This window comes from Methanomicrobium antiquum, assembly GCF_029633915.1.
GTDB lineage: Archaea > Halobacteriota > Methanomicrobia > Methanomicrobiales > Methanomicrobiaceae > Methanomicrobium > Methanomicrobium antiquum.
Genome location: NZ_CP091092.1, coordinates 924,783 through 948,702, shown reverse-complemented (window position 1 = coordinate 948,702; position 23,920 = coordinate 924,783). Strand labels below are relative to the sequence as shown.

Sequence of the window (23,920 nt, the reverse complement as noted above, 5' to 3'; positions counted from 1 at the left end):
TCATAGAAAATATTATTCCACATAAAAAAATGAGCCAGTATCAATACTATATATCTTATCAATTCCCCCCATAGAACCATTATTTATAATTTCAACCAGTTCATCAAGATTTATTGGACGGTATGATGTCAATTCACAGCTTATATTGATTGTTCTTTTTTTGAAATTTATAAAGGGGCAGTCACACATTCTGCTGTTATGCGTATGTCCATGGACAATCCAGCCAGGATAGTTATCGGGAGAAAATTTGGGATTATGAATGAATAAAAACAAGTGATCTTTATATTTTAATTCATACTGAAACCGGCTTTCATACGAAACTGTATCATGATTTCCGTTGACAAAAATTATTTTCCCGTTTAATTGTTTTATGTAATTATCTGCTTTTGATGAATCCAGATTGTATGTGAGGTCGCCTGCATAAATAACCACACCCCCCTCAGATACCATTTTATTCCAGTTTGAGATCAGGATTTTATCCATTTCATCAGTATTTGTCGTAATAAAAGGGCGTGCAGTTGCATCAATAATATCAAAATGACCAAGATGCAGGTCTGATATTGCAAAAAAAGAGACTTTCTTATTTTCAACAATTTTTCCTGATTTATTCTCATCAGATTCTGCTAATTCATACCCTTTTAACAGTCTGTATTTCTGAAGAGTCTGCTTCACCATTTTTTTTTCAGATGCATAAACAAACCTGCCCAGGGGCAGATTGTAAGACCCGTAGTTTTTATTGTTTACTAAGATTTTAACTTCCATTATGTCAAAGGAAAAACAAAATTTTCTTGGAACATGATTTGGTTTTTGGCAGTTTTTGTAAATGGTTTTTAAAAGCAGTTCTGAAAAAAAAGTATTTTTTTCTCCTATTGCCGACCAGAAATAATTGAAATCCTCTGAATTTTTTGTTTCAGCAAATGTTATGTCAAAATAATTATTTTCATTGTTGAGCATAGGAAGATCGGATATGACTGAATTTTTTATCTCCGAAATTAATTCAAAAATTAAATCTGAATCTCTGTCAAGGAGACTTACAGGAAAACTTAAAACATATTTTTCTCCTTTTTTCTGCCTTCTCCAGCCGTCAATTTTTAAAGTCAGATATTTTTTTTGGAACAATTTTTTTCCGACAATATTCAAAAAAGTTTTTAACTCGTTTTTATCACTTAATTTTATGCTAAACAATAAAATTTCATTTTTAAAATTATAATCAAAATAGGGAGCCGCAGATTTTATTTCATCAATTCTGTCAGAGATTTTTCTGCCTGCTGAAACTATATTCAAAGACAGGGAAACTTCATAATTCAAAATTTAATATCTCCTTAAATTTTCAAGTTCTTCCTGGATTACTACCCTAATATCCTCAATATCAATACCGGACTTTTGTTTTTTCAATTGATTTTCCATTGACCTTATACCTTCGCTTACAGAATTACCATATTTTAAAGCAATTTCTATTGCATCCTCCTGCACTCTGATTACTTTTGACATGTTACATTATGAAACACCTAATAATTTAGATGTTACTTTTTGTAACAGTATTGAAGAAAAGACGTTACAAAATGTAACTTCCTAAAATATATCCATAAATCTGCCCATTATACCAATAAAAATCCATTTTTTAATATTTTTATTCCGGCCCACTTTTTTTCCAAATTTTATCTTTTCATTGTTTATTCAATCTTCACAAAATCTCTGTTCAAACTTTTTTCATTTTTGTTTACCAAAAAAAGTTCATGAAAAAAAAGTTTTCATGGACGTTTTTATGGTAAACCCATAAACGCATTTATGCAAAAACAAACAATAATACAATATTCAATATCCGGGTCTTATTATTCAAATTTTAAAATTTAGAATTTCAACAATTGAATTAATATAAAATGTGATTGAAATGCCGATATTAAAGCAACACAGCACTAAAGAATCTTCAAAGGCAGGTATGGCACCAGGAACTCTCATTGGAATAAGTGAAACTGAACCTGCAAAAACCATAGTAAACTGCATAGAATTTGATGATAGTTCATTGCAGGAATACAGCATTGTTGATATAAAAAATCTTAAAAAAATAGAAAATGACGGCAAAATAAGATGGATTGAGATAAAAGGCCTTTTAGACATTGATAAAATCGAAAATTTAGGTCAGGCATTTAATATTCATCCATTAACACTTGAAGATTCACTAAACACATATCTCAGGCCTAAATTTGAGAATTTTGATAATTATTTTTTCATATCACTGAAATATGTTTTTTTTAAAGAAGAAATAACATCAAAACAGATCAGCATAATAGTTGCTGAAAATGTAATTATTACAATTAGTGAATCTGAAGTACCCGGTTTTGAAAATATTAAACAAAGAATAAAAGATAATAAAAATAAAATTACAAAATCCGGTAAAGATTATCTTATGTATATGATTATCGACATGATTGTTGATAGTTATTTTCTTGCATTTGAATCAATCGGAGATAAAATAGAAGACATAGAAGACAATGTATTAAAAAATCCTGATTCTGAGATAATGGATCAGATTTATTCATTAAAACGGCAGATGATCTATTTAAGAAAAATAACCTGGCCTATGAGGGACATGATATCAGGCATCAGAAGAAGCGATTCTGAAATGATAAGCCAGACAACTCAGATTTACTTAAATGATGTATCAGATCATATCATCCAGATAATAGATACAGTTGAAACATACAGGGATATGATATCTGAACTGCGTGAAATTTACCTTTCAAGCATCAGCAATAAGATGAATGAGGTCATGAAAGTCTTAACAATTATTGCTACAATCTTCATCCCTCTGACATTTATTGCAGGAATATATGGAATGAACTTTCATTTTATGCCGGAACTGGGATGGGCTTTGGGATACCCGGCAACAATCATATTTATGATTGCAATATCTCTCGTTATGATATTATTTTTCAGAAAAAAAAGATGGATCTGATTTTATCTTTTTTTATTTATTTGTTCATTTATTTATGTGTACGACTTTTGCCGGCGGAAAACCATTGAAATAAGTCGATGATGCATGAGAATATGCTCCTATGTTTTCTGAATAGACCAAATCGCCAATTTCAAGTTCAGGCAGTTCTGCTGACAGGGTAATTGTATCAAATGCATCACAGGTCGGCCCGAAAACAGCTGATATCTGAGTATCTCCTTCTTTGAATGAAAGAACAGGATATATACAGTGATCAAACACCTGTCCGGAGTATGTATGGTAAACGCCATCGTTTATGTAATAGCAGGGTTTTCCATCCCGAAATGCCTTTCCAACAACCTTTGCTACAACAGTACATGCATTTGCTACCAGAAATCTTCCGGGTTCTGCCATTATCTGAATGTCTGACGGAAGCAGACGCTCAAATTCTTCATTCAAAAGCTGAGCAAGTGTTCGAATTGACTTTACACTGTGATGATACTTTACAGGGAATCCTCCGCCAATATCCAAAAGTCCAATCTTTTCGCCGGTTCTTGTTTCAACTTCAGATATAACATTCGCCGAAATTTCAAGAGCCTGTACATAATTTTCAAAATTTGTGCACTGGCTTCCTACATGAAAACTCAAACCTTCAACTGTGAGTCTCATCTCAATAGCTTTTTCGATTATATCTACAGCATCGCCTGGATCAACACCGAATTTGGATGAGAGCTCAACCATTGAACCGGTATTCGGAACCCTGAGTCTTAGAACAAGTCCTGCCTGTGGAGCAAATTTTTTTATCTTTTTCAACTCTTCAATATTATCAAATGTAACAAGAGGCCTGTAATGATTTAGTGCCTCAAGAGTCTCTTCAGGTTTAATTGTGTTTGCATAAATTATTTTATCATAAATCCATTCAAGACGCTCTTTTTCAGGAAGATGTTTGATGTTTTCATAAACAAGCATAAATTCGGGCATTGATGCGACATCAAAACTACATCCCAAATCATATAATGTCCTGATTATCTCCGGATTTGAATTGGCTTTGACTGCATAATATATCTGAACATCAGGAAGACGCTCTTTGAAATCCCTGTAATTTTTTCTTATAACTTCATGATCTATAACAAATATTGGAGTTCCATGCTCTTTTGCCAATCCCTGAAGCATTTCTTTTTTATCAATACCAATATGATGCACTTTGATACTACACCCGTTGTCATTCATTTTTTTATCCTCTTTTATCATGCCGCATTTTTTAAAATATCAGATTTGGACATCCGGTTTTTGATTATTCCATTTGAACTTTTACCTGATTTAGGTGGGATGCGGGGGAAGTAATTTTCACAAATTTACAGCACAATTTTTTCCAAATGGTTTGGCTTTTTTGATAAATTATCAAACTAATAATTCATCTCAGGGATAAAAAGATTTTGAATGAACATAAATATATCACAATACAATTATATTTTTAAAAATTTTCAAAATCTTATAAGAAAAAAATTAATACAATAAATAACAGAATAGACTTATTTAACGAAAAAAAAGAATGTGGATTTTAAAACAAATTGAATTATTCAATACAAAAAATTATAATAATTTTAATCCAAAACGTCTGTTTTGTCCTAATTTTTTAATTTTATGACCATTATTTCATTATAGACTTTTAGAGAGATGGTATTTTTTTGACAGGATTCAGTATTTTAAAATCAATAATATAATTTTATTTTATTTTTAAATAAAACTACACTTTTTAGATGCGCAGATCCTATAATAAAATTAAGCTCAATATGAAGTTCTTTTTAATGATCTTTCGATTAAAAATTGAGCCTGCCGCACTGTACCTCTATAAATTGAAATAATTAAAATCTGAAAGTTTTAATCTATTTAAAAGTAAAATTTTTTATTATTCTGACATATTAATTCAATATATATCATATATTCCTTCTACAATTGTTTTTTCAGATTTTTAAGAAGCAGTTAATTTAGCCTGAATAAAAATTCATCTTCTTAATGGAGATTTTTTTAATACTTCCCAGAAATACAGACTTTATGAAGATTATTCCACAAAATCCATAAGAAAAAAATTAGTTTTTCTGTTATTTTATCAGGTTTTTGAAATTTATCCGGCTTTTTTATGTGTCTTTTATATGATTCTATTTATCTTCTTTTATCTTTATATATCATACAGCAGACAGGTACGGAACTATGATAATTGATGCAACAACCATTATCATAAACCAGCTTATACCTGCAACAACATAATTTGCATATTTTACAGAAATCTTTCTCTTCTCAAAAAATTTTCTGACTCCTTCCTGCATAATATATCCACCGTCAAGCGGTACAAAAGGAAGAGCGTTGAATGTTGCAACAGCAAAATTCAGCCAGAATAACCAGAAAAATACCTGAACTACCGTCCAGAATCCCTCAAACGGAGTTTTCCATGCCGCTGAATCGGAAGAATCAAATGCCATAATGCCAAGACCTAAAGAATCATCCTCCATCACCGCATTAATAGGAACATAAATTAAAAGAAGCGGACCTAAAGGACTTTTAAGAATATTATCAGACACTGCCTTTATTGAATAAGAATCATAATAATAAACTCCCATAAATCCGGAATCAGCAGAACTTAATTCATCAGGCCATTTTTCAAGAGTGAGAGTATAATCTTCTAAATTATTATCATTAAAGACTGTAAGTGTTATCTCATCACCAGGTCTTGTTTTGTCAAGCACCTGAGAGAGTTGTTCACGTGAATCAACCTTCACTCCATCTATTGCAACAATTAATGAGTTTGAAGGAACACCTGCATCATAGGCAGGATAATCCTTGTATATCCCTTTCAGATACGGTGTATCAGCAGGCGCCGCAAAACTCATAAGACCAACAATTACAATAAAACTCAGAAATGCAACAAGCATGTTATTCGTAATGCCTGCGCCAAACATCCTTATCTTGGAAGAAGGTTTTGCTTTTTCAACATCCTCTTCATCAGGTTCAACAAAAGCACCAATAGGAACTACAAAAAATAAAAGACCAGTACTCTTAACTCTTATACCTTCAATGCGGGAAAGAATACCATGCCCTCCCTCATGAACTATAAGAGTAACAATAAAGGCAAACAATACTGCAAATGAGAGCGGCAGAAATTCATTTACACCAGGAATTGCAAGAATATTTTGAGGCTCATAAATCCCTGTGGGAGCAGGCGGCGACTCGATTGTCTTTTGCAGTGTAAAAATCATCATCAAAGACATCAATACTGAAACTACAACAACCATAAGTGCCCCAAGTGTCCCGTATATCTTAAAAAAACGTGAAAATGGAATGAACTTATCAAAAAATTTTACATTATCTGTTTTTATTCCAAGAATCGGCCCATAAAAAACTATATGCTTCTCCCAGAGATTATTTGCTTTTATATAACCTGTTATTAGAAAATACAGTGCAAGACAAAACAGCACAACTAACAGCAAATCCATCTGGCATAATATATTGACTGCACTACTGATGAAATTTCTCTAAGATGCAATCCTGATTATTATCCATAAATAAAAAAATTAAAAATCGAAAATACTTTTTTGGTTTATTTTTCCAGTTATGTTTGAAACAGTCTTCCAGCTTTTTCGTCCGATTACAGGACATTCTCCGTTATTAAAAATATAATTCTCCAAAAAAGATATTGTTTTGGGATCAGACGGATATCCACTCCCAATATCGCCAAAATCTTCTGATAACTTCTCTATTATTCTGTCTCTTTTTACTTTCGCCGCTATTGATGCGGCAGACACTATTGCATATTTACTGTCTGCCCTATGCTCTGAAATAACTACAGCAGGATTTTTCATATATTCACTGACACGAATTCCATAACGTACTTCATTCACATCACATGCATCAACATATGCTTTTTCAACCGAAAGCATCTCAGCCGCACGCGCATGAGATTTTGCAACAATTGTGTTCATAGAATGAGACTGTCTGAGTTTATCTATTTCCTGCGCCTCAAGAATAACAAAAGCTGTTTTAAATTCAGAAACAATTACTTCATATAGTTGTTCACGCCGGGAAGGTGAAAGTGTTTTAGAATCCTTAAAACCTTTATCTTCAAAATCAGAGAGTGATCTTCCAGCCACACCACAAATTACCATAGGTCCAAGAACAGAACCTTTCCCGGCCTCATCTATTCCACAAATCACTTAAAAGGATTATTGATTTCATAAATTATATGTATAACCATACAGGATACGTGATAAAATGTACATCATCATAATAGGTCTTGGAGGAATCGGAAAAAGTCTTGCCACCATCGCATCAGAGCACGGTGATAATGTCGTTGTTATTGATAAAGACGAGAATCGCTGTAATGAGATACTCGAACACATTGATGTAATGGCAATAACAGGAAATTCCACAGACAAATCAATTCTGGAAGATGCCGGAATAGACAGGGCAGATGCACTTATCACAACAACAAGTGACGATGCAGTGAACCTCATGACATGCTGGCTTGCAAAAAGATTTGAAGTGAAAAATCTCATATCAATAGTCAATCAAATTGAACACTCAGAGCTTTTCAAGGAAGTAGGTGTCAGAATCAGTGAAAATCCTGACGAACTTGTTGCCAACAGACTCTATTACTGGTCTGAAAATCCGAATATGGAACAGCTGGCAATGATTCCCGGCGGAACAATTTTTGAGATGACAGTTGATGAAAACGCCCCCTTCGTTGATCATGAAATAAAAGAGCTTGACGTCACTGATTTTGTATTTATTGCAATAATAAGAGTTGGAAAAGATATAATAATTCCAAATGGAACTGTCAGAATCAGGCCTAATGACAGAATAATGGTTTTTACAAAAAAGCAGGCAGAAGAAGAATGTATAAGAACATTAAATAAACAGCTTAAAAGTCCAAAATAAACAGCTTAAAAATCCAAAAAAAGTAAATCCGAAAAAGATTTAAAAAATGTTCCTAAAATATTTTTTACCCATGCAACATTTTTATAAAATATTTATTATGAAATCCGGATTTAAATCTCAAAGTGATTAATCAAAAAGTTTCATTAAAAACGTCCATGAAATTATATTTCATGCACTGATTCCGTGTAAGTTACAAAGTGATTTTCATATAAAACGCACATGATGAGCTTTTTTCATCACACAAAAAGTGATGAAAGTTTATCAGGAATTTTGACTTTCATAGCAATCAGATTTGACACTAATCATAAAAATTAAAAAAAAATGTCAGATTAAAAATTTAAAATTTAATTTATTCAAAAAATTTTCTTAATCCTGAAAGCTCCTTTACAAGCCTGGGATTGGTTTTAATTATCTCTTTTATGAGTGTAAGAGTTGAAAACTCTTTCATTACCAGATTATTTACTGAATTTAATACAGAATTTAACTGTGCATCTGATAGTTTGACAAAAATTTCTTTTATCTGATAATTCCTTTCGAGAGCCTTACCCATCCTTGAAGAACGCCAGGTTGTATCATATTTCATAAGTTTTTCTTTACTACAGTCATTTGAGCGTATGCACTCCGATGCAACCTCTCCTGCAAGACGTCCTGTATACATGGCGTTATAGATTCCGCCACCGGTAATTGGATCACTTAAGCGGGCGGCATCCCCGACAATTATCAGGTTATCAGCAACAGTGCATTCAAGTGGTTTGCAGACTGAAACTCCGCCGACAATGAGCTCTATTATTTTTCCGTCAGGGAAGTTCTTTTTGACATATTTGTCAAGATAATCCTTTGCACGGCTTGAATCTTTTGACTGTGTACCTGAAATACCTATTCCGACATTTGCCGTCCTGTCTCCTTTTGGGAATATCCAGATATATCCTTCCGGACTTACTTCACGTCCCACATAAAAAACAGTGATTCCGGGCTCAATGTCAATATCTGTCATAAGATACTGTGCACAGGTTTCAAGTTCTCTTAAAGGAACAGTTGTGTCAACACCGCAATATCTTGAAAACTTAGATTCAACACCATCTGCGGCGATTACAACCTTCGCACGAATCTCCTTTTTTTCTCCGAAATATTCTATGACAGCACCTTTTACAACCCCGTCTTCCATAATTGCATCAACAGCACGTGCTTTTACATAGCACTCGGCACCTGATTCTACAGCAAGCCAGATTAGATCACGGTCAAAGAATTTCCTGTCAAGAACATATCCTACCTCATTTCCTGCCATCTCAGGACTCAGATAAAAACTGCTGCCATCCGGAGATATTAATTTGGCTCCCTTAATCTTTTCTGATATCCACTTCGGGTTAAGTTCGTCAAAAAATTCCCCTATTAAATCTTCTCCGATTCCTTCGGCACAGCGTACAGGTACACCAATTGCAGGTCTCTTTTCAATAATGCAAACAGAAAGTCCTTTTTCTGCACATGTCTTTGCTGCAAGCGCACCTCCGGGACCACCGCCGATTATCAAAACATCATATTCATTCTTCATCTGAAACCTCCTCCAGTGCAGCAAGCGGACAAACTCTTAAACAAATTTTACAGAGTTTGCAGGTTTCATTATCAATTGAAAGGTAAGCGTCAATAAGCTCAATTGCTCCTTCAGGGCAGACAGAAACACATGCCCCGCAGTAGCCGCAGACCTCTCTACGAACTTTGATCATTCTTCATATATTTAGCTGATTCGCACTTTAACTTTTACTACTTAAAAATAAAATATCAGTCAAAAAAAGACTGGGATATATAAAAAAAACAATCCGGATATATATTATAACAATTAAAATTTATTAAAACATTTCAGGGATTTTAAATATGGAGCTAAAAGGTGGTCCCACACAGGACGAAATTATGGCAATATCTCTCTTCAAACTTGATTTAAAAAGTGATGACGTCTTAGCAGACATAGGATGCGGCACTGGGAAAATTTCTGTTCATGCGTCAAAAATATGCAAAAGTGTAATAGCAATCGATAAAAGAGCAAAAGCCATAGAGTGCGCCGAACTTGAAGCTGAAAAATCAGGACAGAAAAACATCAAAATAATTAAGGGAGAAGCATCAGAAATTCTAAAAAATATTGAAGATCTGGATTCTGCATTTCTTGGAGGGTCAACTAACATCGAAGAAATTCTGGAAATACTCTCCACCAAAGTCCGCAAAAAAATTGTTGTAAATGCAGTTCTTTTAGGAACAGTTGAAAAGACCATTGATAAAATGAAGCAGCTTGGAATTTTTAAGGAAGCAATTCACGTACAGATTTCCCGTTCGTATCCGCTTGTTGGCGATATTATGCTAAAACCAATAAATCCTGTATATATCATAGTTGGAGAAGTGAACTAGATGCTTGTCGCAGTTGGAATAGGCCCGGGAGACCCCGAACTCTTAACAGTAAAGGCAGTCAGAATGATAAAAGAAGCAGACTGTGTTTTTGTTCCCGGAAATGTAGCAAAAGAAATAATCTCTCCCTACAGAGACGACCCTGTTGTTCTTTCATTCCCAATGACTGATGATGAAGACTACATAAAGAAATGTATGTACAAAAACGCAGATCTAATAGTTCCTGTTGCAAAAAAAGGTCTTGCAGTCTTCTGTATTCTTGGAGATCCCAATTTTTATGGAACATTCAAAAGACTATGTGACATAATTGATGAAAAATATCCTTCTATAGAATACAAAACAATTCCTGGAATAAGCTCCATTACAGCATTTGCATCCGCCTCAGAGGTAAATATAAACGGAGGAATTTTAATAACAGACGGATCACCACAAGACTCAAAGATTCTTTTAAAGGTTAAAAATCCTAAAAAAATTATGAAAAATCTTAAAACAGAAGGTTACAGGGAATTTATCCTTGCAGAAAAGATGTATATGAAAGATCAAAAAATATTCCGAAACGAAGAAATTCCAGAGAAAAGCTCATATTTCAGCGTTATGTTTGCGAGGAAATAAAAAATGAATGAAGTATATATTGTCGGTGCAGGCTGTGGAGACCCTGATTTGATAACTGTCAAAGGCAAAAAACTGCTTGATATGGCAGATATTTTAATTTATGCAGGTTCGCTTGTAAACCCGGTTCTGGTTGAGAATTGTCCGGCATCTGAAAAATATGACAGCTGGGGAATGAAGCTTGAAGAAATGACAAAAATCATGTCTGAAGGTGCAAAATCAGGTAAAATTGTCGTCAGACTTCATTCAGGTGATCCATCTCTATATGGTGCAATAATTGAGCAGGTCACTCTTTTAAAACAGGATGGGATAGAGACAATAAGAGTGCCAGGCGTTTCATCAATGTTCGGCGCCGCCGCGGCACTTGGCACACAGCTTACACTAAGAGGGGTATCAGAGTCTGTAATTGTAACAAGGCCTGCAGGAACGACTCTTAAAAAGGACCAAATCGCAGAAATGTCTGAACTGGGCGAGACCATGGTCATTTTTTTGGGAACAGAACATATGGAAGAAATTTTTGCTAAAGTCAGATGTCCGCCTGATACTCCTGCGGCGGTAGTTTACAAAGCAACATGGCCTGACGAAAAAATTATCAAGGGAACAGTATCTGATGTTGCTAAAAAGGCACGATATGCAGGGATTGATAAAACTGCACTGATTATCATCGGGAAAGTAGTGGATGCAATTGATTCCGGATTTGTAAATTCATATTTATACGAATGAAAGATACTGCAGTAATTTCCTTAAAGGCGTTTGAAGAAGAGGCAGGAAAACTAGCCTGTGCTGTTGATGCGGAATATCTGGAATATAATTCTGAGATATTCAAAGAATGTTTTTCACGTTTCAAAAATATTATAGCTGTAATGTCTGCCGGCATTGCTGTCAGAGGTATTGCCGGTCTTTTAGCTGATAAATGGACAGACCCTTGTGTTGTTGTTGTAAGTCCTGATTTTAAGTATGCAATTCCTATTGCAGGAGGTCATCATGGCGGAAACGCACTTGCAAAAAAATTAGAGAGGTTTGGATTAATTTCTGTAATTACAACCGCAACTGAGACAAAAGGCCTGATGTCTGTTGAATCTGTAGCTGATATTGAGAATCTTGAAATTTTAAACAAGGACTCAACAAGGACAGTTAATGCCGCAATCATAAGTGGAAAAATTCCCCGCTATATCCTGACAGGCCCTGCAATAGCATCCGTATCACCTGCTGTGTCAATCCTTCTAAAAAGAGGTGAATACATAGTAGGGGTTGGATGCAGAAGAGGAGTTTCAAAAGATGAAGTATTAAACGCTATTTATGAGTCATTAAAAATTTCAGGAATAAAAAAAGAAGACATTTTGGCCTACACAACCACTAAATTAAAAGAGGATGAGACAGGCCTTATAGATGCAATAAATTCATTAGGTGGAAATCTTGTTTTTCTGGAGGATGAAGCAATAAACATGCAAAATCCTCCATCACCATCAAGAGCATCTGATAAAATAGGGCTTTGTGGAGTCTGTGAATCATCAGCGCTTGCGTTATCCAAGAGAAAAGAGATAATTATGAAAAAAAATGTATTTGGGAGAGTTACAATTGCAATCATCAGATAAGGGCAAACTCTATATCGTTGGAACAGGTCCCGGGAGCACATCATATCTCACAAAAAGAGCTATAGAAGCAGTAGATGAATCTGATTATGTCATCGGAAATGACTTTTACCTTAATTTGATAAAGGATCATCTTAATGGAAAAGAGATCATCTGGAGTTCAATGGGAAAGGAGGTTGAACGCGCCAGAAAATGTATTGAGCTTGCAAAAGAAAATATAGTTTCAATGGTAAGCGGCGGAGATCCGGGTGTTTATGGTATGGCAGGAATTGTTCTTGAAGTGCTGGAGCATGACGGTGCAGATATTGATTTTGAGGTGATTCCTGGCGTTACAGCTGCAACTGCCGCGGCATCAAGAATAGGATCACCTCTTTCAGGGGATTTTGCAACAATATCTTTGTCTGATCTACTAACACCCATGGAAATTATCGAAAAAAGACTTAATCTTGCATTCCAGATGGGCATTCCGGTTTCTTTATATAATCCTAAAAGCCGTGGCAGACCGGATAATCTCGGAGTTGCACTTTCATGGGCATTAAAATTCAAAAATCCTGACACACCTGTTGCAGTTGTAAAAAATGCATGCAGAGATAATGAAGAATCAAGATTTTATACTCTTCAGGAACTCTTTGATGATGACAGTTATGTTGACATGCACTCAATTGTTATAATCGGGGGAGATGAATCACGATTCATGCAGATTGGAGAGAAAAAAGGAATAATCACACCGAGGGGTTATGAGCGAAAATACATATATTGATCCGGGAGCGGATACAAAGGAAGGCTTTAAAATTTCTTCTGAAAGCCGGGCAATTGCAAAAGAAATTATCGGCAATAATACTTTGGAAGACAGAATAAAACAAAGATGTGCAATATCTGTTGGTGATTTTATTATGGCAGATCTTATGGAGTTTAGAAATGATCCCATAAATGCCGGACTTAAAGCTCTTTTAAATAAGGCTCTGATAATAACCGATATCAAAATGGTACACACAGGTATCAGAAAAAAAGAACATGAAAGTGAAGTTGTATGTGCACTTGATTACGGATCTGAAATCTCGCAAAAAAAAGGGATTACAAGAAGTTCTGCAGGATTTATTGCACTTAAAGACAGAATTGAAGGCTCAATCGTTGTTATTGGAAACGCACCATCAGCTCTTATGACTGTCTGCGATATTATTGATGAGGGAATAAAACCTGCTCTTGTAATAGGGAGTGCTGTTGGCTTTGTCAACGCCAAAGAATCAAAAGAGCTTTTAAGGACAAAAGATGTCCCGTCAATTTCAAACAGAGGCACAAGAGGGGGCACACCACCTGCAGTAGCCGCACTTAATGAAATCATTACAATGTACATTGAGAGAAAAAACTGAATCATTTTCTTTTATCTGATATGGTAACCGATCCTGTAACAGGCTATGAGTATCCGAAATCATGGATTAACGCATGCCCTGATAAAAAAAGCCTTGAGCTTGCACAAAAAGGTCTTGGTATCTTAACATCAGACGGTTCTGTTTTAAAAAGAGGGTTTACGACCGGAACAACAGCCGCGGCGGCATGCAAAGCCGCAGTTCTCTCACTTAAAAGTTCTAACAACCCGGTTGTTTCCGTAAGTATAAAATTGCCATACAATCTTATATTCGAGGTATTAGCTGAAGGAAAATACGGCACAGGTAAAAGCAGAAAATATTCAGGCGATTATAAGGATGATATAACATCTGAAATTCTTTTCTGTGCCAAAGCAATTCCAAAAAAATCCGGAGTTGAACTGATAGCCGGGGAAGGTATCGGGAGATATGAAAGAGATACACCACGCTTCAAAAAAGGTGAACCTGCGATAAGCAAAACTGCCATGGACTGTATTTTATCATCTATAAAAGAGGCTTTGAAAGATGCAGGTGTCAGTGGAGTCTTGGTTGAGCTGACAATACCCGATGGAAGAGAAACAGCTCTTAAGACACTCAATCCAAAGATTGGGATTAAAAGAGGCATTTCTGTTCTTGGTTCAACAGGCCTTGTCGAACCCTGGGATGATCATCTGACAGAGTCTGCTATTGAAAGAATAAAAGGATATGAAAAAGTTGTTCTCACAACAGGAAGAGTGGGACTTAGATATTCAAGATTAATGTTTCCAAATCATGAGGTTGTACTTGTCGGCAAATACATGGAAAAAGGAATAATCGCCGCTGAAAACTCAAAAGAAGTCATTCTCTGTGGGCTTCCTGCCCTTATAATGAAGTTCATAGATCCTGATATTCTAAAAGATACTAAATACTGCACAGTAGAGGATATGAGTGTATCGCAGGAATGGGACAGGATTGTCAGAGAAACCTTTTCAAAAAGCAAAAAAAAGTTTCCTGATTTGAGAGTTGTATTAATAGACAGAAACGGAGTAATTACAGGTGATTCAGGATGATTATTGTTGGTGCAGGATGCGGACCAGGGATGCTTACAGAAGAGGCAATAAATGCTGTAAAAAAAGCTACTCTCATCTACGGCTCAAAAAGGGCCATTGATATCTGTAGAAAATATATAAGTGCTTCATGCAGGGTTCACGAGATAACAGATTACAAAGCCCTTCATGAGCTTCCAGACGATGCTGTAGTGCTTTCAACCGGAGATCCCATGCTTGCAGGTCTTGGCTATCTTAAAGGAACAATTATTCCCGGCATTTCTTCTATGCAGTATTCTTTTGCAAAATTAAAAATTCCCTTAACTCGTGCAGTTGTTGTAAATGCGCATGGCAAGAATCATGAAAGTGCTGTTTTAAAAACTCTTGAAGAAATAAAAAGAGGCTATATTGTTTTTTTGATCGCTGATCCTGAATTTGATTTTTTAAATTTATGCAGTTTTTTAAGCACATATGATTCTGAAATTAAAATATCAGTCTGTGAAAATATGGGATATAAAGATGAAAAAATAACAACCTCATCTGTATCCAGACCCGGGGTTGCGATAAAAAGTCGTCTATTTGCCCTTATTGCAGGAAAATATTGACGAAAAATCACAAACACTAAATAAAATATTCTATAATTGTGAATTTCAAAATATTGTCATCAATAAAATCCGAAGGAAATGGTTTTTTTATTCAGCCAAAATCATTTTTTTGTTAAATCGTAATTTCATAATTGATAAATCTTATAAATCTTTTTTTGCATATTTTGTATTTTCTTAAATTCCTATATTTTATTTTTGGTTAATTCGCATATTTTGTATTTTCTTAAATTCCTATAATTTATTTTTGGTTAATTAGCATATTTTGTATTTTCTTAAATGCCTATAATTTATTTTTGGTTAATTAGCATAATTTTTAAAATCCAGAATTTCAATATCTCTAAGACTTTCCTTATTAAATTCAAAGACTCTGTCATGAACTCTTTTAATCATCCCTGCAGATGTAATAATCATTGTGTTTTTGCCGTTAATGGCTTTTAATAGACATTTGTCAATAACACCATATGTGAAATCCGGTTCAATATTTCCTATTTCTGCCATAAGTTTGGCTTTTGAACCCATTGCCCCAATTGCCAGTATCTCATTTTCAATGATTATTTTTTGAATTTCCCCGGGTTTTACCTTATCAACATCGACCAGATGAATTCTGCCGCATTTTATTTTTTCCTTTTTCTCAGCAGGATAATTGCCTATATTGTTTAAAGAGAGGATATGAACAAAATCAAGAATAGATTTTGGAAGGTTTTCAGATTTTTTCAGTCCTCTTTCAGTAAGACTCTCATAAAGCTCCAAAAGAACAGGCATTGAAAGTTTTGCATATTTGACAAGAGCCTTGTCATAAAAAACCTCATCAGGAATCCCCTGAGCGAGAATACTTCCCCTGTTTAGAAGAATAACTCTGTCTGCCCAAGGGTATGCAAGCTCAACATCATGAGTTGAAATGATAATTGTTTTTCCATCAGCGTGCATCTCATCCAAAAGCTCCATAATATCCTCTGAACCTGCCGGATCAAGTGCACTTGTTGGTTCATCAAATACTAAAACATCAGGGTTCATAGCCAAAATTCCGGCCATTGCAACTCTTTTTTTCTCACCACCACTCAGCTGATGAGGTGGTCTTTTTTCAAATCCCCTAAGTCCTACTTTTGAAAGAGATAGAAGAACTGTATTTTTTACTTCATCACCGGAGAAACCCAGATTTACCGGACCAAAAGCAACATCCTGAAAAACTGTAGGAGCAATTATTTGCGTATCAGGATTTTGGAAGACAAACCCAACTTTCCTTCTAAGTTCACGAAGGTTTTTCCGGTCATATTTTACCGGTTCTCCAAGATATGATACTTCTCCGGAATCAGGTTTTAACATCCCGTTTAACATTAACAAAAGTGTTGATTTGCCTGCCCCGTTAGGTCCGACAAGTGCAATCTTTTCACCTTTTTTTATGCTGAAATTAATATTTTTTAAAGCATCAGGACCATTTGGGTAACAGTAATTCAGTTTTTTTATTTCTATTAGTGTATTCATGAAAAAACAGCTCCAAAAATTGTGAAATCTTTTGTAAAAAATGCAATTACCCCAAGAATTACTATGAATAATCCGGCCACAAACAAAAGGGGATAAGATAATTTGTTGTTTTCATTATTTAATGCAAATTTTCCGTCATAGCATCTTGAATCCATGGCAAGAATAAGTGATTCTGCAGTATTCCAGGTATTAATAAAAAGTGCTCCTGCCATGATTCCAAAACTGTTTATACCTTCTTTTAGACTACCATAGCCAAGCCTCATTTTTTGTGCATTATAAATCTGGATGGCCTGTTCAATAAGAACAAAAATAAACCTGTATATTAACATTGAAAGATCTATTAATTCGCGTGGAATACGACATTTTACTGCAAGTAAAAACATATCTGTGACCGGTGTTGTCAGCGATATAAAAAACAAAGAGCACATGCCGGCAAAAACCCGTGAAAGAATCAATATTCCTTCATTTACACTCCCCCTTGTAATTGTTAAATTAAACCAGTCAAAAACAGGATAGCTGAAAATTACCTCGCCACTGTTTCTCATAAACATTATTACAGCTACACTTATAACCGCAAAACCAAGAGGAATAAAGAGCAGTTTTAAATAAAATTTAGGATTTATTCCTGCAATTTTAACAGTTACAATGCTAAGGACTATTATAATCAAAAGGGGTGCAATTACGCTTTTGGAGGATACAGATATTAATATACAGCCAAGACCAACTATCAGTTTTATCAGCGGATGGATATCACGAATACAATTAGTCTGGGCAATATCCTCCAAAAATTCATAATACATTTAATATGTACAAAAAAATTAGTTTGAATTTTTCTTAAATCTTCTCTCAGTGGTCCATGATCCAAATACAAAACCTATCAAAAGGCCACCAATTACACCCTGAAGCGCAAAAAGACAGGATTCAATTTCTCCTGACGGAGGTGTAAATGTATAATCAGAATTGTCAATCCAGGGCTCATATCCCTGTTCTTCAAGCATTTCTGATCCTACGCCATCTGTTCCGCCCCAGCCTTCCTCACCTGTTGCCTGAACAAGAGTATCAGTATAGAGAAATATTCCTATAAAAATTACAATTGCGATTGCTGTAATTATCTCCAGTTTATATTTCATTCTTCCAATTCTCCCTTTAATTTAATTACTTTTTCTTCAGAAAGAACTTTTAGTTTTACAAGAAGTTCCGGCTTTAACATTATGATATACTTAAAGATCACTACAAAAACTAAAGCTTCAATAATCGCAAGCGGGATTTGTGTAATTGCAAATACGCCAAAGAATGCCATGAATGATGCAATAAATCCTCCGGCCGTTGCAGGAAATGCAAGAGCCAGCTCTAAAGATGTAAAGCAGTAAGTTATTACATCACATAAAAATGCGGCTATAAAAATATTTACAAAGAAGCTTATGTTAATCCTATCAAGACATTTATAGACATAATATCCAACCAACGGACCGGCAACTGCCATAGACATTACATTTGCTCCAAGGGTTGTAAGACCTCCGTGCGCAATAAAAAGTGCCTGAAACAGAAGGACAATAAATCCTAAAACTGCAGTTATCCAGGGTCCAAATGTTACTGCTGAAAGTGCGGTTCCTGTAGGGTGTGAACAGCTTCCGGTCACTGACGGCAGTTTTAACGCTGAAAGAACAAAGATAAAACCTCCTGCCACCCCTAAAAGAGCAAGAAGTTCACGGTTTTCTTTTATCATTGCTTTCAGTTTATAGAATCCATAAATCAGGCAGGGTAGTGCAAGAATCCACCATATCTGCCACCATGGTGATGGCAGGAAACCTTCCATAATATGCATTTAATTAAAACCTCCTAAAATATCTGATAAATTTCAAACTTATCAAACAATCAACAATTTAATTTGACATAGGACTATTTATTTATAATTATTTGGATCAGAGTAATTTGAATTAATGCAAATTAATTATATATTGGAAGAATATATTGAAAGATAATCAGAGATTTTTTTAGTGTTAAAAAAAGATAATTCGATTGAATATTAAGATGATCCCTACACTGATTATTGCAGGAACACATAGCGGCTGTGGAAAAACAACAATATCAAGCGCCCTTATGGCCGCACTTGTAAAGAGGGGCTTTGTTGTACAGCCGTATAAAATCGGACCTGATTTTATTGATCCTTCTCATCACACAGCAATCTGCAAAAGAAATTCCAGAAATCTTGATCCTTATATGATGGGCGAAGATGGCGTCAGACAGACCTTTATAAACGCTTCATCAGGTGCAGACATAGCCATCATAGAGGGCGTTATGGGAATGTATGACGGTCTAGAAGGAGAAGATACCGGTAGCACGGCTCATGTGGCAAAAATTCTAAACGCCCCTGTAATACTTGTTATAGATGCCAAAGGATCTTCAAGAAGTGTAAACGCCGTTGCAAGGGGTTTTGCATCATTTGACAGAGATGTCAATATTGCCGGAGTCATGTTCAACAGAGTTGGAAGTTCAAAACACTCTGAAATGATAAAAGCTTCATTAGAAATACAGGCTTCAGGTTTTATTCCAAATCAAAAGGAAAAGTCTGTCAAAAGCCGTCACCTGGGACTTGAGATGGCTCATGAAACAAGTGCCATGGCTGAATTTGCAGAAATTCTTGAAGAAAACGCAGACATTGACGGGCTCATCCAAATTGCAGAATTCTATGCCAAAATTGAAAATACACATTTTAAAGACCCTAAAATTAACAAAATTTTTACTGAAGAAAAAAATTCTGCAAAAGAAGAGGTTACAATAGCAATAGCCTATGACAGGGCTTTTAATTTTTACTACCAGGATAACTTTGACAGACTAAAGAAGTACGGTGCAAAATTAATCTTTTTTAGTCCGATAGATGATAGTCTTCCGGATGCAGACGCTTTTTACTTTGGAGGTGGATATCCCGAACTTCATATGGAAAAGCTTGAATCTTCAAAATGTACAACACAGATAAAAATAGCCGCGAATCAGGACAAAGTCATCTATGCTGAATGCGGAGGTCTTACATATCTTTGTAGAAAAATAACATCAGATAGAAAAACTTTCAGGATGGCAGGAATCCTTCCGGCAGATGTAGTCAAAATGGACAGGTTCCAGGCACTTGGATATGTCAGTGCAAAATGCACAGCAAAAAACTGCATACTTGACCATAACATCTGTTATAACGGGCATGAATTTCACTATACAAAGCTCGATTGCGACAGAGATGTGAAATTTGCTCTTGAACTTTCCAGAGGAAAAGGTATTGATAATGGAAAAGACGGAATATATCAAAATAATCTCCTTGCTGGATATACTCATGCATATTTCACAGACAACTTTTCAAAAAATTTAGTTGAAAAAATCAGAATAGTGAAAAATAATCCCTGATTCAAAAATTAAGGAAATTATTTATTAAACCTGTTTAAAATAGAAAGATAGAATGATCTCTAAAAAGATCCTCGAAGACAGAGATACTTTTTCTCTTTTAATCCAGTTAACTGACATAGCTACAGCCGCACATGAAAGGGGAGACACAGAATCAAGAGACAATGCTCTTGAAGAAATAAGAGAGATCAAAAATCAGATAAAGGGGCAAATGACTGAAAGTTCACATAGTTCACACAAATCCGAATGATAAAATCCGAATGGAACAATTTCTTTTTTAAATTTCAAACCTGCCGTACATTCCACCGCCGCCAGGAATCAGTTTTACTTTTCCCTGACGGAATTTTTCAATGGCAATACCTGTTGATCTGTCAATTTCAGAAATCTTTTCAACCGGTGCTTCAGTAAGAATGAAAATTTCATTTCCAAATTCAGATATTAATCGTGAATAAAGACTACAGCACTTTTTTGCCATCGGAGAAGAAACGTTCAAAACTTCTTTTATAATTTCACCAAGCGGCATTATATGAAGATATGGCGGTCTCATACTTTCTGTAACACAGTCAGCCATAAGAACTGATTTGTCATGAACACCCATCTTAATCCTGCCGCCATCATGCGGGCATTTCCATTTTAACTTCTCTGCTTCATCCGGTGTAAAATGCCGGTAGCATTTTGAACAGGCGGTCCGGTTATATTTTCCTTCTTCCGGGAAAAATCCTGCATTCATCACAATATTGCCATTCAGCACCGAATCAAGTACATCTTCAGGACTTTTTGAACGGGCGTCAACTTTGTTAAACTCACGTCCTATCTTGTGAAGAAAGAAACTATGTGCATCAGAGTTGGAAAGAAACGGAATATTATCAAGTTCTGAGATTTTATTACCATAAGAGGTGTCTGCAGAGAGACCAAGTTCAAGAAAATCGGGTTTTTCTTCCCCGTAGCATTCGGCGAGGCTTCCAAACCGGCCATACATCCCCGTCCATGGTGTAAATGCATGGGCAGGTCCTATATATCCTCCACAGTCATGAACAATTTCTGAAAGTGCCTCTGCAGAAATAGAAACATTAGGCCTTCCGGACTTTTTTATATTCGGACTGTAAGGCGCGAGTTTCTCAGATATCTCCCCGGCAATTGAAAAATCCTTCATTAGTATAAGATGATGAACTTTTTTTTCTCCCTCTACTTCAGCTGAAGGAATTACAGAAAGATCAGATTCAAAAAGAAAATCATCCCAGCTTTTTCGCCAGACAGGATGGAAAGCATCACCGCTTCCCAAAACATCAATCCCTTTTATCCTGCAGGAATTTTCCAACAGTTCAGGAGTTGTGTTTTTAGATGCGGCCATTGAAAAAAGAGAATGTATATGCAAATCTGCTGTTAAAATCATAAATCAGCCGATATAGTTCAATTCTTCTTCAGAGCTTGCCTTTTCAGATGCTTTAACTTTTTCAACAAAATGCTCCATTTCATCAGCTCTTTCCTTAAGTTTAGTTGCGTCAACCTCAACTCCAATGAGATTGGAGAGAACCTTTAAAACACAGTTTGAGCTTTTTGGATCAACAAGATAACCGGAGGTTTCGCCCATAAGACAGATACCGTCAATATCTCTGTTCTTACCCATTCCAAGGAGAAGACCGGATGTTCCTATAATTCCGCCTCCGGGTTCACCGTTTGTGAAAACAGCACCTGCAGATTCAACCTCTTCTTTTAGTTTTTCATCGTTGACTGCCGCCAGAACTCTTATATCTTCTATAAGATGGCCAACTCCATAGCCACCCAGAGTATAGATTTTTTTTACTCCAAGTTTTTCGGCAATATTAAGATAAGTATCTGTAAGGAGATAATGACCTTCAGGAGATGAACTCTGGAAATCTCCTACAAGAAACATTATTTTCAGATTTTCTCCCTTATAACGATATATTTCATTATTGGGAAGCCTTGTAATGCCCAAATCATCGATCAAAACCTGTGGAGGGAAAAATATAGAATGAATTTCCGCTATTTTCTCTGCGTCAAGCTCTTCTATGATATGTTCTGCGACAAGTTTTCCCACCTGACCTACACCAGGCAGACCTTCTATTAATATATCACAGGAATAATCATCTTCTTTAAAAAAGTTTACAGTAATATCATGCATTTTTCTTAGTCACCCTGCGAAATTTCCCAAATCTGTCCTGCGGGGAATATCTGGGCGGGTGTGCAACCCCGGTTTTTCCTCCACAAACAGGACATTCAGAAGAGAGAGTATATGTGCCGTCTTTAGGACAGCTTTTTATTTTACGACTCATCTAGTTCTTACCGGCGCGCTGTTTTCTAATAAAACTTCCCTGACCCTCTGCACGTTCCATAACACCAATTGCCGCATTTGCAACTTTGTTGATGGCCTTTTCAGCAGACTTATAGTCAGGAGCAGTTACTTTAACGCGGTATTTTGGAGCGCCGACATAAACAAGCTCAATTTCAACATCATCAATATTTGGCTGAGCGCTTCTTAGTGCCCGTCTGATGACATTTACTCCGTCCGGTTTGTTAGATGTCAGAACAAGAGTTCCTGAAATTGTAACCTTTGGAAGTTTGACATTCTCATTTGCAATATTTACAAGCGCTTTTGCAACAGATTCGTCAAGCTCCAGTTTCTTAAGTGTTGCATCCTCATCTATAAGGATGTCTTCGAATACAGGAAACAATGCTCCGTATTCATCATAAAACTTAGATATCAGCGTCTCTTCTGAAATTCCGGAAGCTTCTGCAATAAAGCCTATCCATTTTTTGGCTTTCTGTTCATTCTTCCATTCATGAATTTTTTCTTTGCGCTGATGTTCATTGACATCTTTTAGAGAGAGATCAATATGACCGCGACTTGTGTTTACATGAAGAACTTTGCATACAACTTTTTGTCCTTCACGAACAAAGTCGCGAATATGTTTTATCCACCCACGCGCTATTTCGGCAATTGGAATCAGGCCTTCATGATCGTTATATTCATCCAGTGTTACAAATGCAACAAAATCCTTCACATTTGCAACAGTGCATACGACCAGTTCTCCTTCTTCCGGCCACTCTCTCTCAGTCATAACAATATATTTACTCGTGCTCGGCAATAATTTCTGCCTTTATATCTGCATTTCCGCCTTTAGGCTCTGCAAGAACTTTTCCACAAACGACACAGTTTACAACTGTACTTGCCCTCTGGAAAATTTTCTGTTCATTTTCGCAGTCAGGACACTTTACTGTATAAAATTTTGTTCTGTTTTCTCTGTTTACACGAACCATTGAAATCACTCCGTAAGTTCAAATTTACCTGCTTTGACGCCGCTTCTAAGGTGTGCCTTACCACATACTGAACAGCGGTATCTCACATTAATCCTCTTTGTTGGCTTGTCTCCACCAGGTACTTTTGAGAATTTACCCATGTTTCCGACTTTGCTTCTGCGCCCTTTCTGACGATCAATCCAGTGAAGGTGAAGATCACGGCCTTTTTTTACCTTCTCAACCTCATGAATTTCATGTTTTCTACAGTATGGACAATATGTCTTGAACTTTGTTGGCATCTTCATAAAACGTTTAGCCCCTTTAAATTGGATATTAACCG

29 protein-coding genes are annotated in these 23,920 nt (G+C 35.7%); 12 read left to right on the top strand and 17 right to left on the bottom strand.

Going from position 1 to position 23,920, the window contains the following annotated elements:
* Window positions 1–12: 12 nt before the first annotated feature.
* A complete protein-coding gene (locus L1994_RS04740; RefSeq protein WP_278100536.1) occupies window positions 13–1,308 on the bottom strand; it encodes a hypothetical protein in 1,296 nt (431 codons plus the stop codon).
* 3 nt (window positions 1,309–1,311) lie between these two features.
* Window positions 1,312–1,491, bottom strand: a complete 180-nt coding sequence (locus tag L1994_RS04735; RefSeq protein WP_278100535.1) for a hypothetical protein — start codon at window positions 1,489–1,491, stop codon at window positions 1,312–1,314.
* Between the two features lie 400 nt (window positions 1,492–1,891).
* Between L1994_RS04735 and corA the strand changes: the two genes are divergently transcribed.
* A complete protein-coding gene (gene corA / locus L1994_RS04730; RefSeq protein WP_278100534.1) occupies window positions 1,892–2,956 on the top strand; it encodes a magnesium/cobalt transporter CorA in 1,065 nt (354 codons plus the stop codon).
* A 24-nt stretch (window positions 2,957–2,980) separates the two neighbouring features.
* Here the strand turns inward: corA and L1994_RS04725 are convergent, their stop codons facing one another.
* The 3 genes from L1994_RS04725 to rnhB form a co-directional block, all read right to left on the bottom strand.
* A complete protein-coding gene (locus tag L1994_RS04725; RefSeq protein ID WP_278100533.1) occupies window positions 2,981–4,162 on the bottom strand; it encodes a type III PLP-dependent enzyme in 1,182 nt (393 codons plus the stop codon).
* 956 nt (window positions 4,163–5,118) lie between these two features.
* On the bottom strand, window positions 5,119–6,423 hold the full coding sequence (locus L1994_RS04720) for a site-2 protease family protein (protein WP_278100532.1): 1,305 nt from the start codon (window positions 6,421–6,423) through the stop codon (window positions 5,119–5,121).
* A 78-nt stretch (window positions 6,424–6,501) separates the two neighbouring features.
* Window positions 6,502–7,140 carry a ribonuclease HII gene (gene rnhB / locus L1994_RS04715; RefSeq protein WP_278100531.1) on the bottom strand — a complete coding sequence of 213 codons (639 nt, stop codon included), beginning with the start codon at window positions 7,138–7,140 and terminating at the stop codon, window positions 6,502–6,504.
* 58 nt (window positions 7,141–7,198) lie between these two features.
* Here rnhB and L1994_RS04710 point away from each other — a divergent pair, with 58 nt between their 5' ends.
* Window positions 7,199–7,864 (top strand): potassium channel family protein, encoded by a 666-nt coding sequence (locus tag L1994_RS04710; RefSeq protein ID WP_278100530.1) that lies wholly within the window; start codon window positions 7,199–7,201, stop codon window positions 7,862–7,864.
* Window positions 7,865–8,213: 349 nt separating this feature from the next.
* Here the strand turns inward: L1994_RS04710 and L1994_RS04705 are convergent, their stop codons facing one another.
* Both L1994_RS04705 and L1994_RS04700 read right to left on the bottom strand, forming a co-directional pair.
* Entirely contained in the window at window positions 8,214–9,413 is a 1,200-nt protein-coding gene (locus L1994_RS04705) for an NAD(P)/FAD-dependent oxidoreductase (RefSeq protein ID WP_278100529.1), read from the bottom strand.
* On the bottom strand, window positions 9,403–9,585 hold the full coding sequence (locus L1994_RS04700; protein WP_278100528.1) for a 4Fe-4S binding protein: 183 nt from the start codon (window positions 9,583–9,585) through the stop codon (window positions 9,403–9,405). Before L1994_RS04700 ends, L1994_RS04705 begins: the two co-directional genes overlap by 11 nt.
* A gap of 148 nt (window positions 9,586–9,733) precedes the next feature.
* Here L1994_RS04700 and cbiT point away from each other — a divergent pair, with 148 nt between their 5' ends.
* The 8 genes from cbiT to L1994_RS04660 are packed head-to-tail and all read left to right on the top strand — an operon-like array spanning window position 9,734 to window position 15,450.
* Window positions 9,734–10,258, top strand: a complete 525-nt coding sequence (cbiT, locus tag L1994_RS04695) for a precorrin-6Y C5,15-methyltransferase (decarboxylating) subunit CbiT (RefSeq protein ID WP_278100527.1) — start codon at window positions 9,734–9,736, stop codon at window positions 10,256–10,258.
* On the top strand, window positions 10,259–10,867 hold the full coding sequence (locus tag L1994_RS04690; RefSeq protein WP_278100526.1) for a cobalt-factor II C(20)-methyltransferase: 609 nt from the start codon (window positions 10,259–10,261) through the stop codon (window positions 10,865–10,867). It begins immediately after the preceding gene.
* 3 nt (window positions 10,868–10,870) lie between these two features.
* A complete protein-coding gene (locus L1994_RS04685; protein ID WP_278100525.1) occupies window positions 10,871–11,587 on the top strand; it encodes a cobalt-precorrin-4/precorrin-4 C(11)-methyltransferase in 717 nt (238 codons plus the stop codon).
* Window positions 11,584–12,459: a cobalt-precorrin 5A hydrolase gene (gene cbiG, locus L1994_RS04680; protein ID WP_278100524.1), complete on the top strand. Its 876-nt coding sequence runs from the start codon at window positions 11,584–11,586 to the stop codon at window positions 12,457–12,459. The genes L1994_RS04685 and cbiG overlap by 4 nt, the downstream gene beginning before the upstream one ends.
* Window positions 12,443–13,216 (top strand): precorrin-3B C(17)-methyltransferase, encoded by a 774-nt coding sequence (cobJ, locus tag L1994_RS04675; RefSeq protein ID WP_278100523.1) that lies wholly within the window; start codon window positions 12,443–12,445, stop codon window positions 13,214–13,216. Before cbiG ends, cobJ begins: the two co-directional genes overlap by 17 nt.
* Complete coding sequence (locus L1994_RS04670; RefSeq protein WP_278100522.1) at window positions 13,194–13,826, top strand: precorrin-8X methylmutase; 633 nt, start codon at window positions 13,194–13,196, stop codon at window positions 13,824–13,826. The genes cobJ and L1994_RS04670 overlap by 23 nt, the downstream gene beginning before the upstream one ends.
* 20 nt (window positions 13,827–13,846) lie before the next feature.
* Entirely contained in the window at window positions 13,847–14,869 is a 1,023-nt protein-coding gene (locus L1994_RS04665) for a cobalt-precorrin-5B (C(1))-methyltransferase (protein WP_278100521.1), read from the top strand.
* On the top strand, window positions 14,866–15,450 hold the full coding sequence (locus tag L1994_RS04660; RefSeq protein ID WP_278100520.1) for a cobalt-precorrin-7 (C(5))-methyltransferase: 585 nt from the start codon (window positions 14,866–14,868) through the stop codon (window positions 15,448–15,450). Before L1994_RS04665 ends, L1994_RS04660 begins: the two co-directional genes overlap by 4 nt.
* A 297-nt stretch (window positions 15,451–15,747) precedes the next feature.
* Here the strand turns inward: L1994_RS04660 and L1994_RS04655 are convergent, their stop codons facing one another.
* The 4 genes from L1994_RS04655 to L1994_RS04640 are packed head-to-tail and all read right to left on the bottom strand — an operon-like array spanning window position 15,748 to window position 18,757.
* Complete coding sequence (locus L1994_RS04655) at window positions 15,748–16,932, bottom strand: energy-coupling factor ABC transporter ATP-binding protein (RefSeq protein WP_278100519.1); 1,185 nt, start codon at window positions 16,930–16,932, stop codon at window positions 15,748–15,750.
* Window positions 16,929–17,732: a cobalt ECF transporter T component CbiQ gene (gene cbiQ, locus L1994_RS04650; protein WP_278100518.1), complete on the bottom strand. Its 804-nt coding sequence runs from the start codon at window positions 17,730–17,732 to the stop codon at window positions 16,929–16,931. Before cbiQ ends, L1994_RS04655 begins: the two co-directional genes overlap by 4 nt.
* An 18-nt stretch (window positions 17,733–17,750) precedes the next feature.
* Entirely contained in the window at window positions 17,751–18,062 is a 312-nt protein-coding gene (locus L1994_RS04645) for an energy-coupling factor ABC transporter substrate-binding protein (RefSeq protein ID WP_278100517.1), read from the bottom strand.
* Complete coding sequence (locus L1994_RS04640) at window positions 18,059–18,757, bottom strand: energy-coupling factor ABC transporter permease (protein WP_278100516.1); 699 nt, start codon at window positions 18,755–18,757, stop codon at window positions 18,059–18,061. Before L1994_RS04640 ends, L1994_RS04645 begins: the two co-directional genes overlap by 4 nt.
* Before the next feature lie 194 nt (window positions 18,758–18,951).
* Here L1994_RS04640 and L1994_RS04635 point away from each other — a divergent pair, with 194 nt between their 5' ends.
* Together L1994_RS04635 and L1994_RS04630 are read left to right on the top strand one after the other, a co-directional pair.
* A complete protein-coding gene (locus L1994_RS04635) occupies window positions 18,952–20,325 on the top strand; it encodes a cobyrinic acid a,c-diamide synthase CobB (protein WP_341275807.1) in 1,374 nt (457 codons plus the stop codon).
* Between the two features lie 52 nt (window positions 20,326–20,377).
* Window positions 20,378–20,572: a hypothetical protein gene (locus tag L1994_RS04630; protein WP_278100515.1), complete on the top strand. Its 195-nt coding sequence runs from the start codon at window positions 20,378–20,380 to the stop codon at window positions 20,570–20,572.
* A 27-nt stretch (window positions 20,573–20,599) separates the two neighbouring features.
* Here L1994_RS04630 and L1994_RS04625 read toward each other — a convergent pair whose 3' ends face one another.
* From L1994_RS04625 to L1994_RS04600, 6 genes are read right to left on the bottom strand one after another with little or no spacing between them, the layout of a single operon-like run.
* Window positions 20,600–21,715 (bottom strand): endonuclease Q family protein, encoded by a 1,116-nt coding sequence (locus tag L1994_RS04625; RefSeq protein ID WP_278100514.1) that lies wholly within the window; start codon window positions 21,713–21,715, stop codon window positions 20,600–20,602.
* 3 nt (window positions 21,716–21,718) lie between these two features.
* Window positions 21,719–22,465 carry a proteasome assembly chaperone family protein gene (locus tag L1994_RS04620; protein WP_278100513.1) on the bottom strand — a complete coding sequence of 249 codons (747 nt, stop codon included), beginning with the start codon at window positions 22,463–22,465 and terminating at the stop codon, window positions 21,719–21,721.
* Entirely contained in the window at window positions 22,458–22,616 is a 159-nt protein-coding gene (locus L1994_RS04615) for an RNA-protein complex protein Nop10 (RefSeq protein ID WP_278100512.1), read from the bottom strand. Before L1994_RS04615 ends, L1994_RS04620 begins: the two co-directional genes overlap by 8 nt.
* Window positions 22,617–23,402 carry a translation initiation factor IF-2 subunit alpha gene (locus tag L1994_RS04610; protein ID WP_278100511.1) on the bottom strand — a complete coding sequence of 262 codons (786 nt, stop codon included), beginning with the start codon at window positions 23,400–23,402 and terminating at the stop codon, window positions 22,617–22,619.
* A gap of 10 nt (window positions 23,403–23,412) precedes the next feature.
* Window positions 23,413–23,601 carry a 30S ribosomal protein S27e gene (locus L1994_RS04605; protein ID WP_278100510.1) on the bottom strand — a complete coding sequence of 63 codons (189 nt, stop codon included), beginning with the start codon at window positions 23,599–23,601 and terminating at the stop codon, window positions 23,413–23,415.
* A 5-nt stretch (window positions 23,602–23,606) separates the two neighbouring features.
* The gene (locus L1994_RS04600) at window positions 23,607–23,885 is read right to left on the bottom strand and encodes a 50S ribosomal protein L44e (RefSeq protein ID WP_278100509.1); all 279 of its coding nucleotides are present in this window, start codon (window positions 23,883–23,885) and stop codon (window positions 23,607–23,609) included.
* Between the last annotated feature and the right edge of the window lie 35 nt (window positions 23,886–23,920).

What these genes read in the sequence shown, in the direction of transcription:
- L1994_RS04735 (WP_278100535.1), bottom strand. Translation starts at nt 1,491, where the DNA reads ATGTCAAAAGTAATCAGAGTGCAGGAGGATGCAATAGAAATTGCTTTA.
- cbiQ (WP_278100518.1), bottom strand. Translation starts at nt 17,732, where the DNA reads ATGTATTATGAATTTTTGGAGGATATTGCCCAGACTAATTGTATTCGT.
- L1994_RS04625 (WP_278100514.1), bottom strand. Translation starts at nt 21,715, where the DNA reads ATGATTTTAACAGCAGATTTGCATATACATTCTCTTTTTTCAATGGCC.
- L1994_RS04660 (WP_278100520.1), top strand. Translation starts at nt 14,866, where the DNA reads ATGATTATTGTTGGTGCAGGATGCGGACCAGGGATGCTTACAGAAGAG.
- L1994_RS04600 (WP_278100509.1), bottom strand. Translation starts at nt 23,885, where the DNA reads ATGAAGATGCCAACAAAGTTCAAGACATATTGTCCATACTGTAGAAAA.
- L1994_RS04655 (WP_278100519.1), bottom strand. Translation starts at nt 16,932, where the DNA reads ATGAATACACTAATAGAAATAAAAAAACTGAATTACTGTTACCCAAAT.
- L1994_RS04605 (WP_278100510.1), bottom strand. Translation starts at nt 23,601, where the DNA reads ATGGTTCGTGTAAACAGAGAAAACAGAACAAAATTTTATACAGTAAAG.
- L1994_RS04705 (WP_278100529.1), bottom strand. Translation starts at nt 9,413, where the DNA reads ATGAAGAATGAATATGATGTTTTGATAATCGGCGGTGGTCCCGGAGGT.
- cbiG (WP_278100524.1), top strand. Translation starts at nt 11,584, where the DNA reads ATGAAAGATACTGCAGTAATTTCCTTAAAGGCGTTTGAAGAAGAGGCA.
- L1994_RS04640 (WP_278100516.1), bottom strand. Translation starts at nt 18,757, where the DNA reads ATGCATATTATGGAAGGTTTCCTGCCATCACCATGGTGGCAGATATGG.
- L1994_RS04700 (WP_278100528.1), bottom strand. Translation starts at nt 9,585, where the DNA reads ATGATCAAAGTTCGTAGAGAGGTCTGCGGCTACTGCGGGGCATGTGTT.
- L1994_RS04685 (WP_278100525.1), top strand. Translation starts at nt 10,871, where the DNA reads ATGAATGAAGTATATATTGTCGGTGCAGGCTGTGGAGACCCTGATTTG.
- L1994_RS04645 (WP_278100517.1), bottom strand. Translation starts at nt 18,062, where the DNA reads ATGAAATATAAACTGGAGATAATTACAGCAATCGCAATTGTAATTTTT.
- L1994_RS04670 (WP_278100522.1), top strand. Translation starts at nt 13,194, where the DNA reads ATGAGCGAAAATACATATATTGATCCGGGAGCGGATACAAAGGAAGGC.
- L1994_RS04690 (WP_278100526.1), top strand. Translation starts at nt 10,259, where the DNA reads ATGCTTGTCGCAGTTGGAATAGGCCCGGGAGACCCCGAACTCTTAACA.
- L1994_RS04720 (WP_278100532.1), bottom strand. Translation starts at nt 6,423, where the DNA reads ATGGATTTGCTGTTAGTTGTGCTGTTTTGTCTTGCACTGTATTTTCTA.
- L1994_RS04610 (WP_278100511.1), bottom strand. Translation starts at nt 23,402, where the DNA reads ATGACTGAGAGAGAGTGGCCGGAAGAAGGAGAACTGGTCGTATGCACT.
- L1994_RS04710 (WP_278100530.1), top strand. Translation starts at nt 7,199, where the DNA reads ATGTACATCATCATAATAGGTCTTGGAGGAATCGGAAAAAGTCTTGCC.
- cbiT (WP_278100527.1), top strand. Translation starts at nt 9,734, where the DNA reads ATGGAGCTAAAAGGTGGTCCCACACAGGACGAAATTATGGCAATATCT.
- corA (WP_278100534.1), top strand. Translation starts at nt 1,892, where the DNA reads ATGCCGATATTAAAGCAACACAGCACTAAAGAATCTTCAAAGGCAGGT.
- L1994_RS04665 (WP_278100521.1), top strand. Translation starts at nt 13,847, where the DNA reads ATGGTAACCGATCCTGTAACAGGCTATGAGTATCCGAAATCATGGATT.
- L1994_RS04620 (WP_278100513.1), bottom strand. Translation starts at nt 22,465, where the DNA reads ATGCATGATATTACTGTAAACTTTTTTAAAGAAGATGATTATTCCTGT.
- L1994_RS04630 (WP_278100515.1), top strand. Translation starts at nt 20,378, where the DNA reads ATGATCTCTAAAAAGATCCTCGAAGACAGAGATACTTTTTCTCTTTTA.
- L1994_RS04615 (WP_278100512.1), bottom strand. Translation starts at nt 22,616, where the DNA reads ATGAGTCGTAAAATAAAAAGCTGTCCTAAAGACGGCACATATACTCTC.
- L1994_RS04725 (WP_278100533.1), bottom strand. Translation starts at nt 4,162, where the DNA reads ATGAATGACAACGGGTGTAGTATCAAAGTGCATCATATTGGTATTGAT.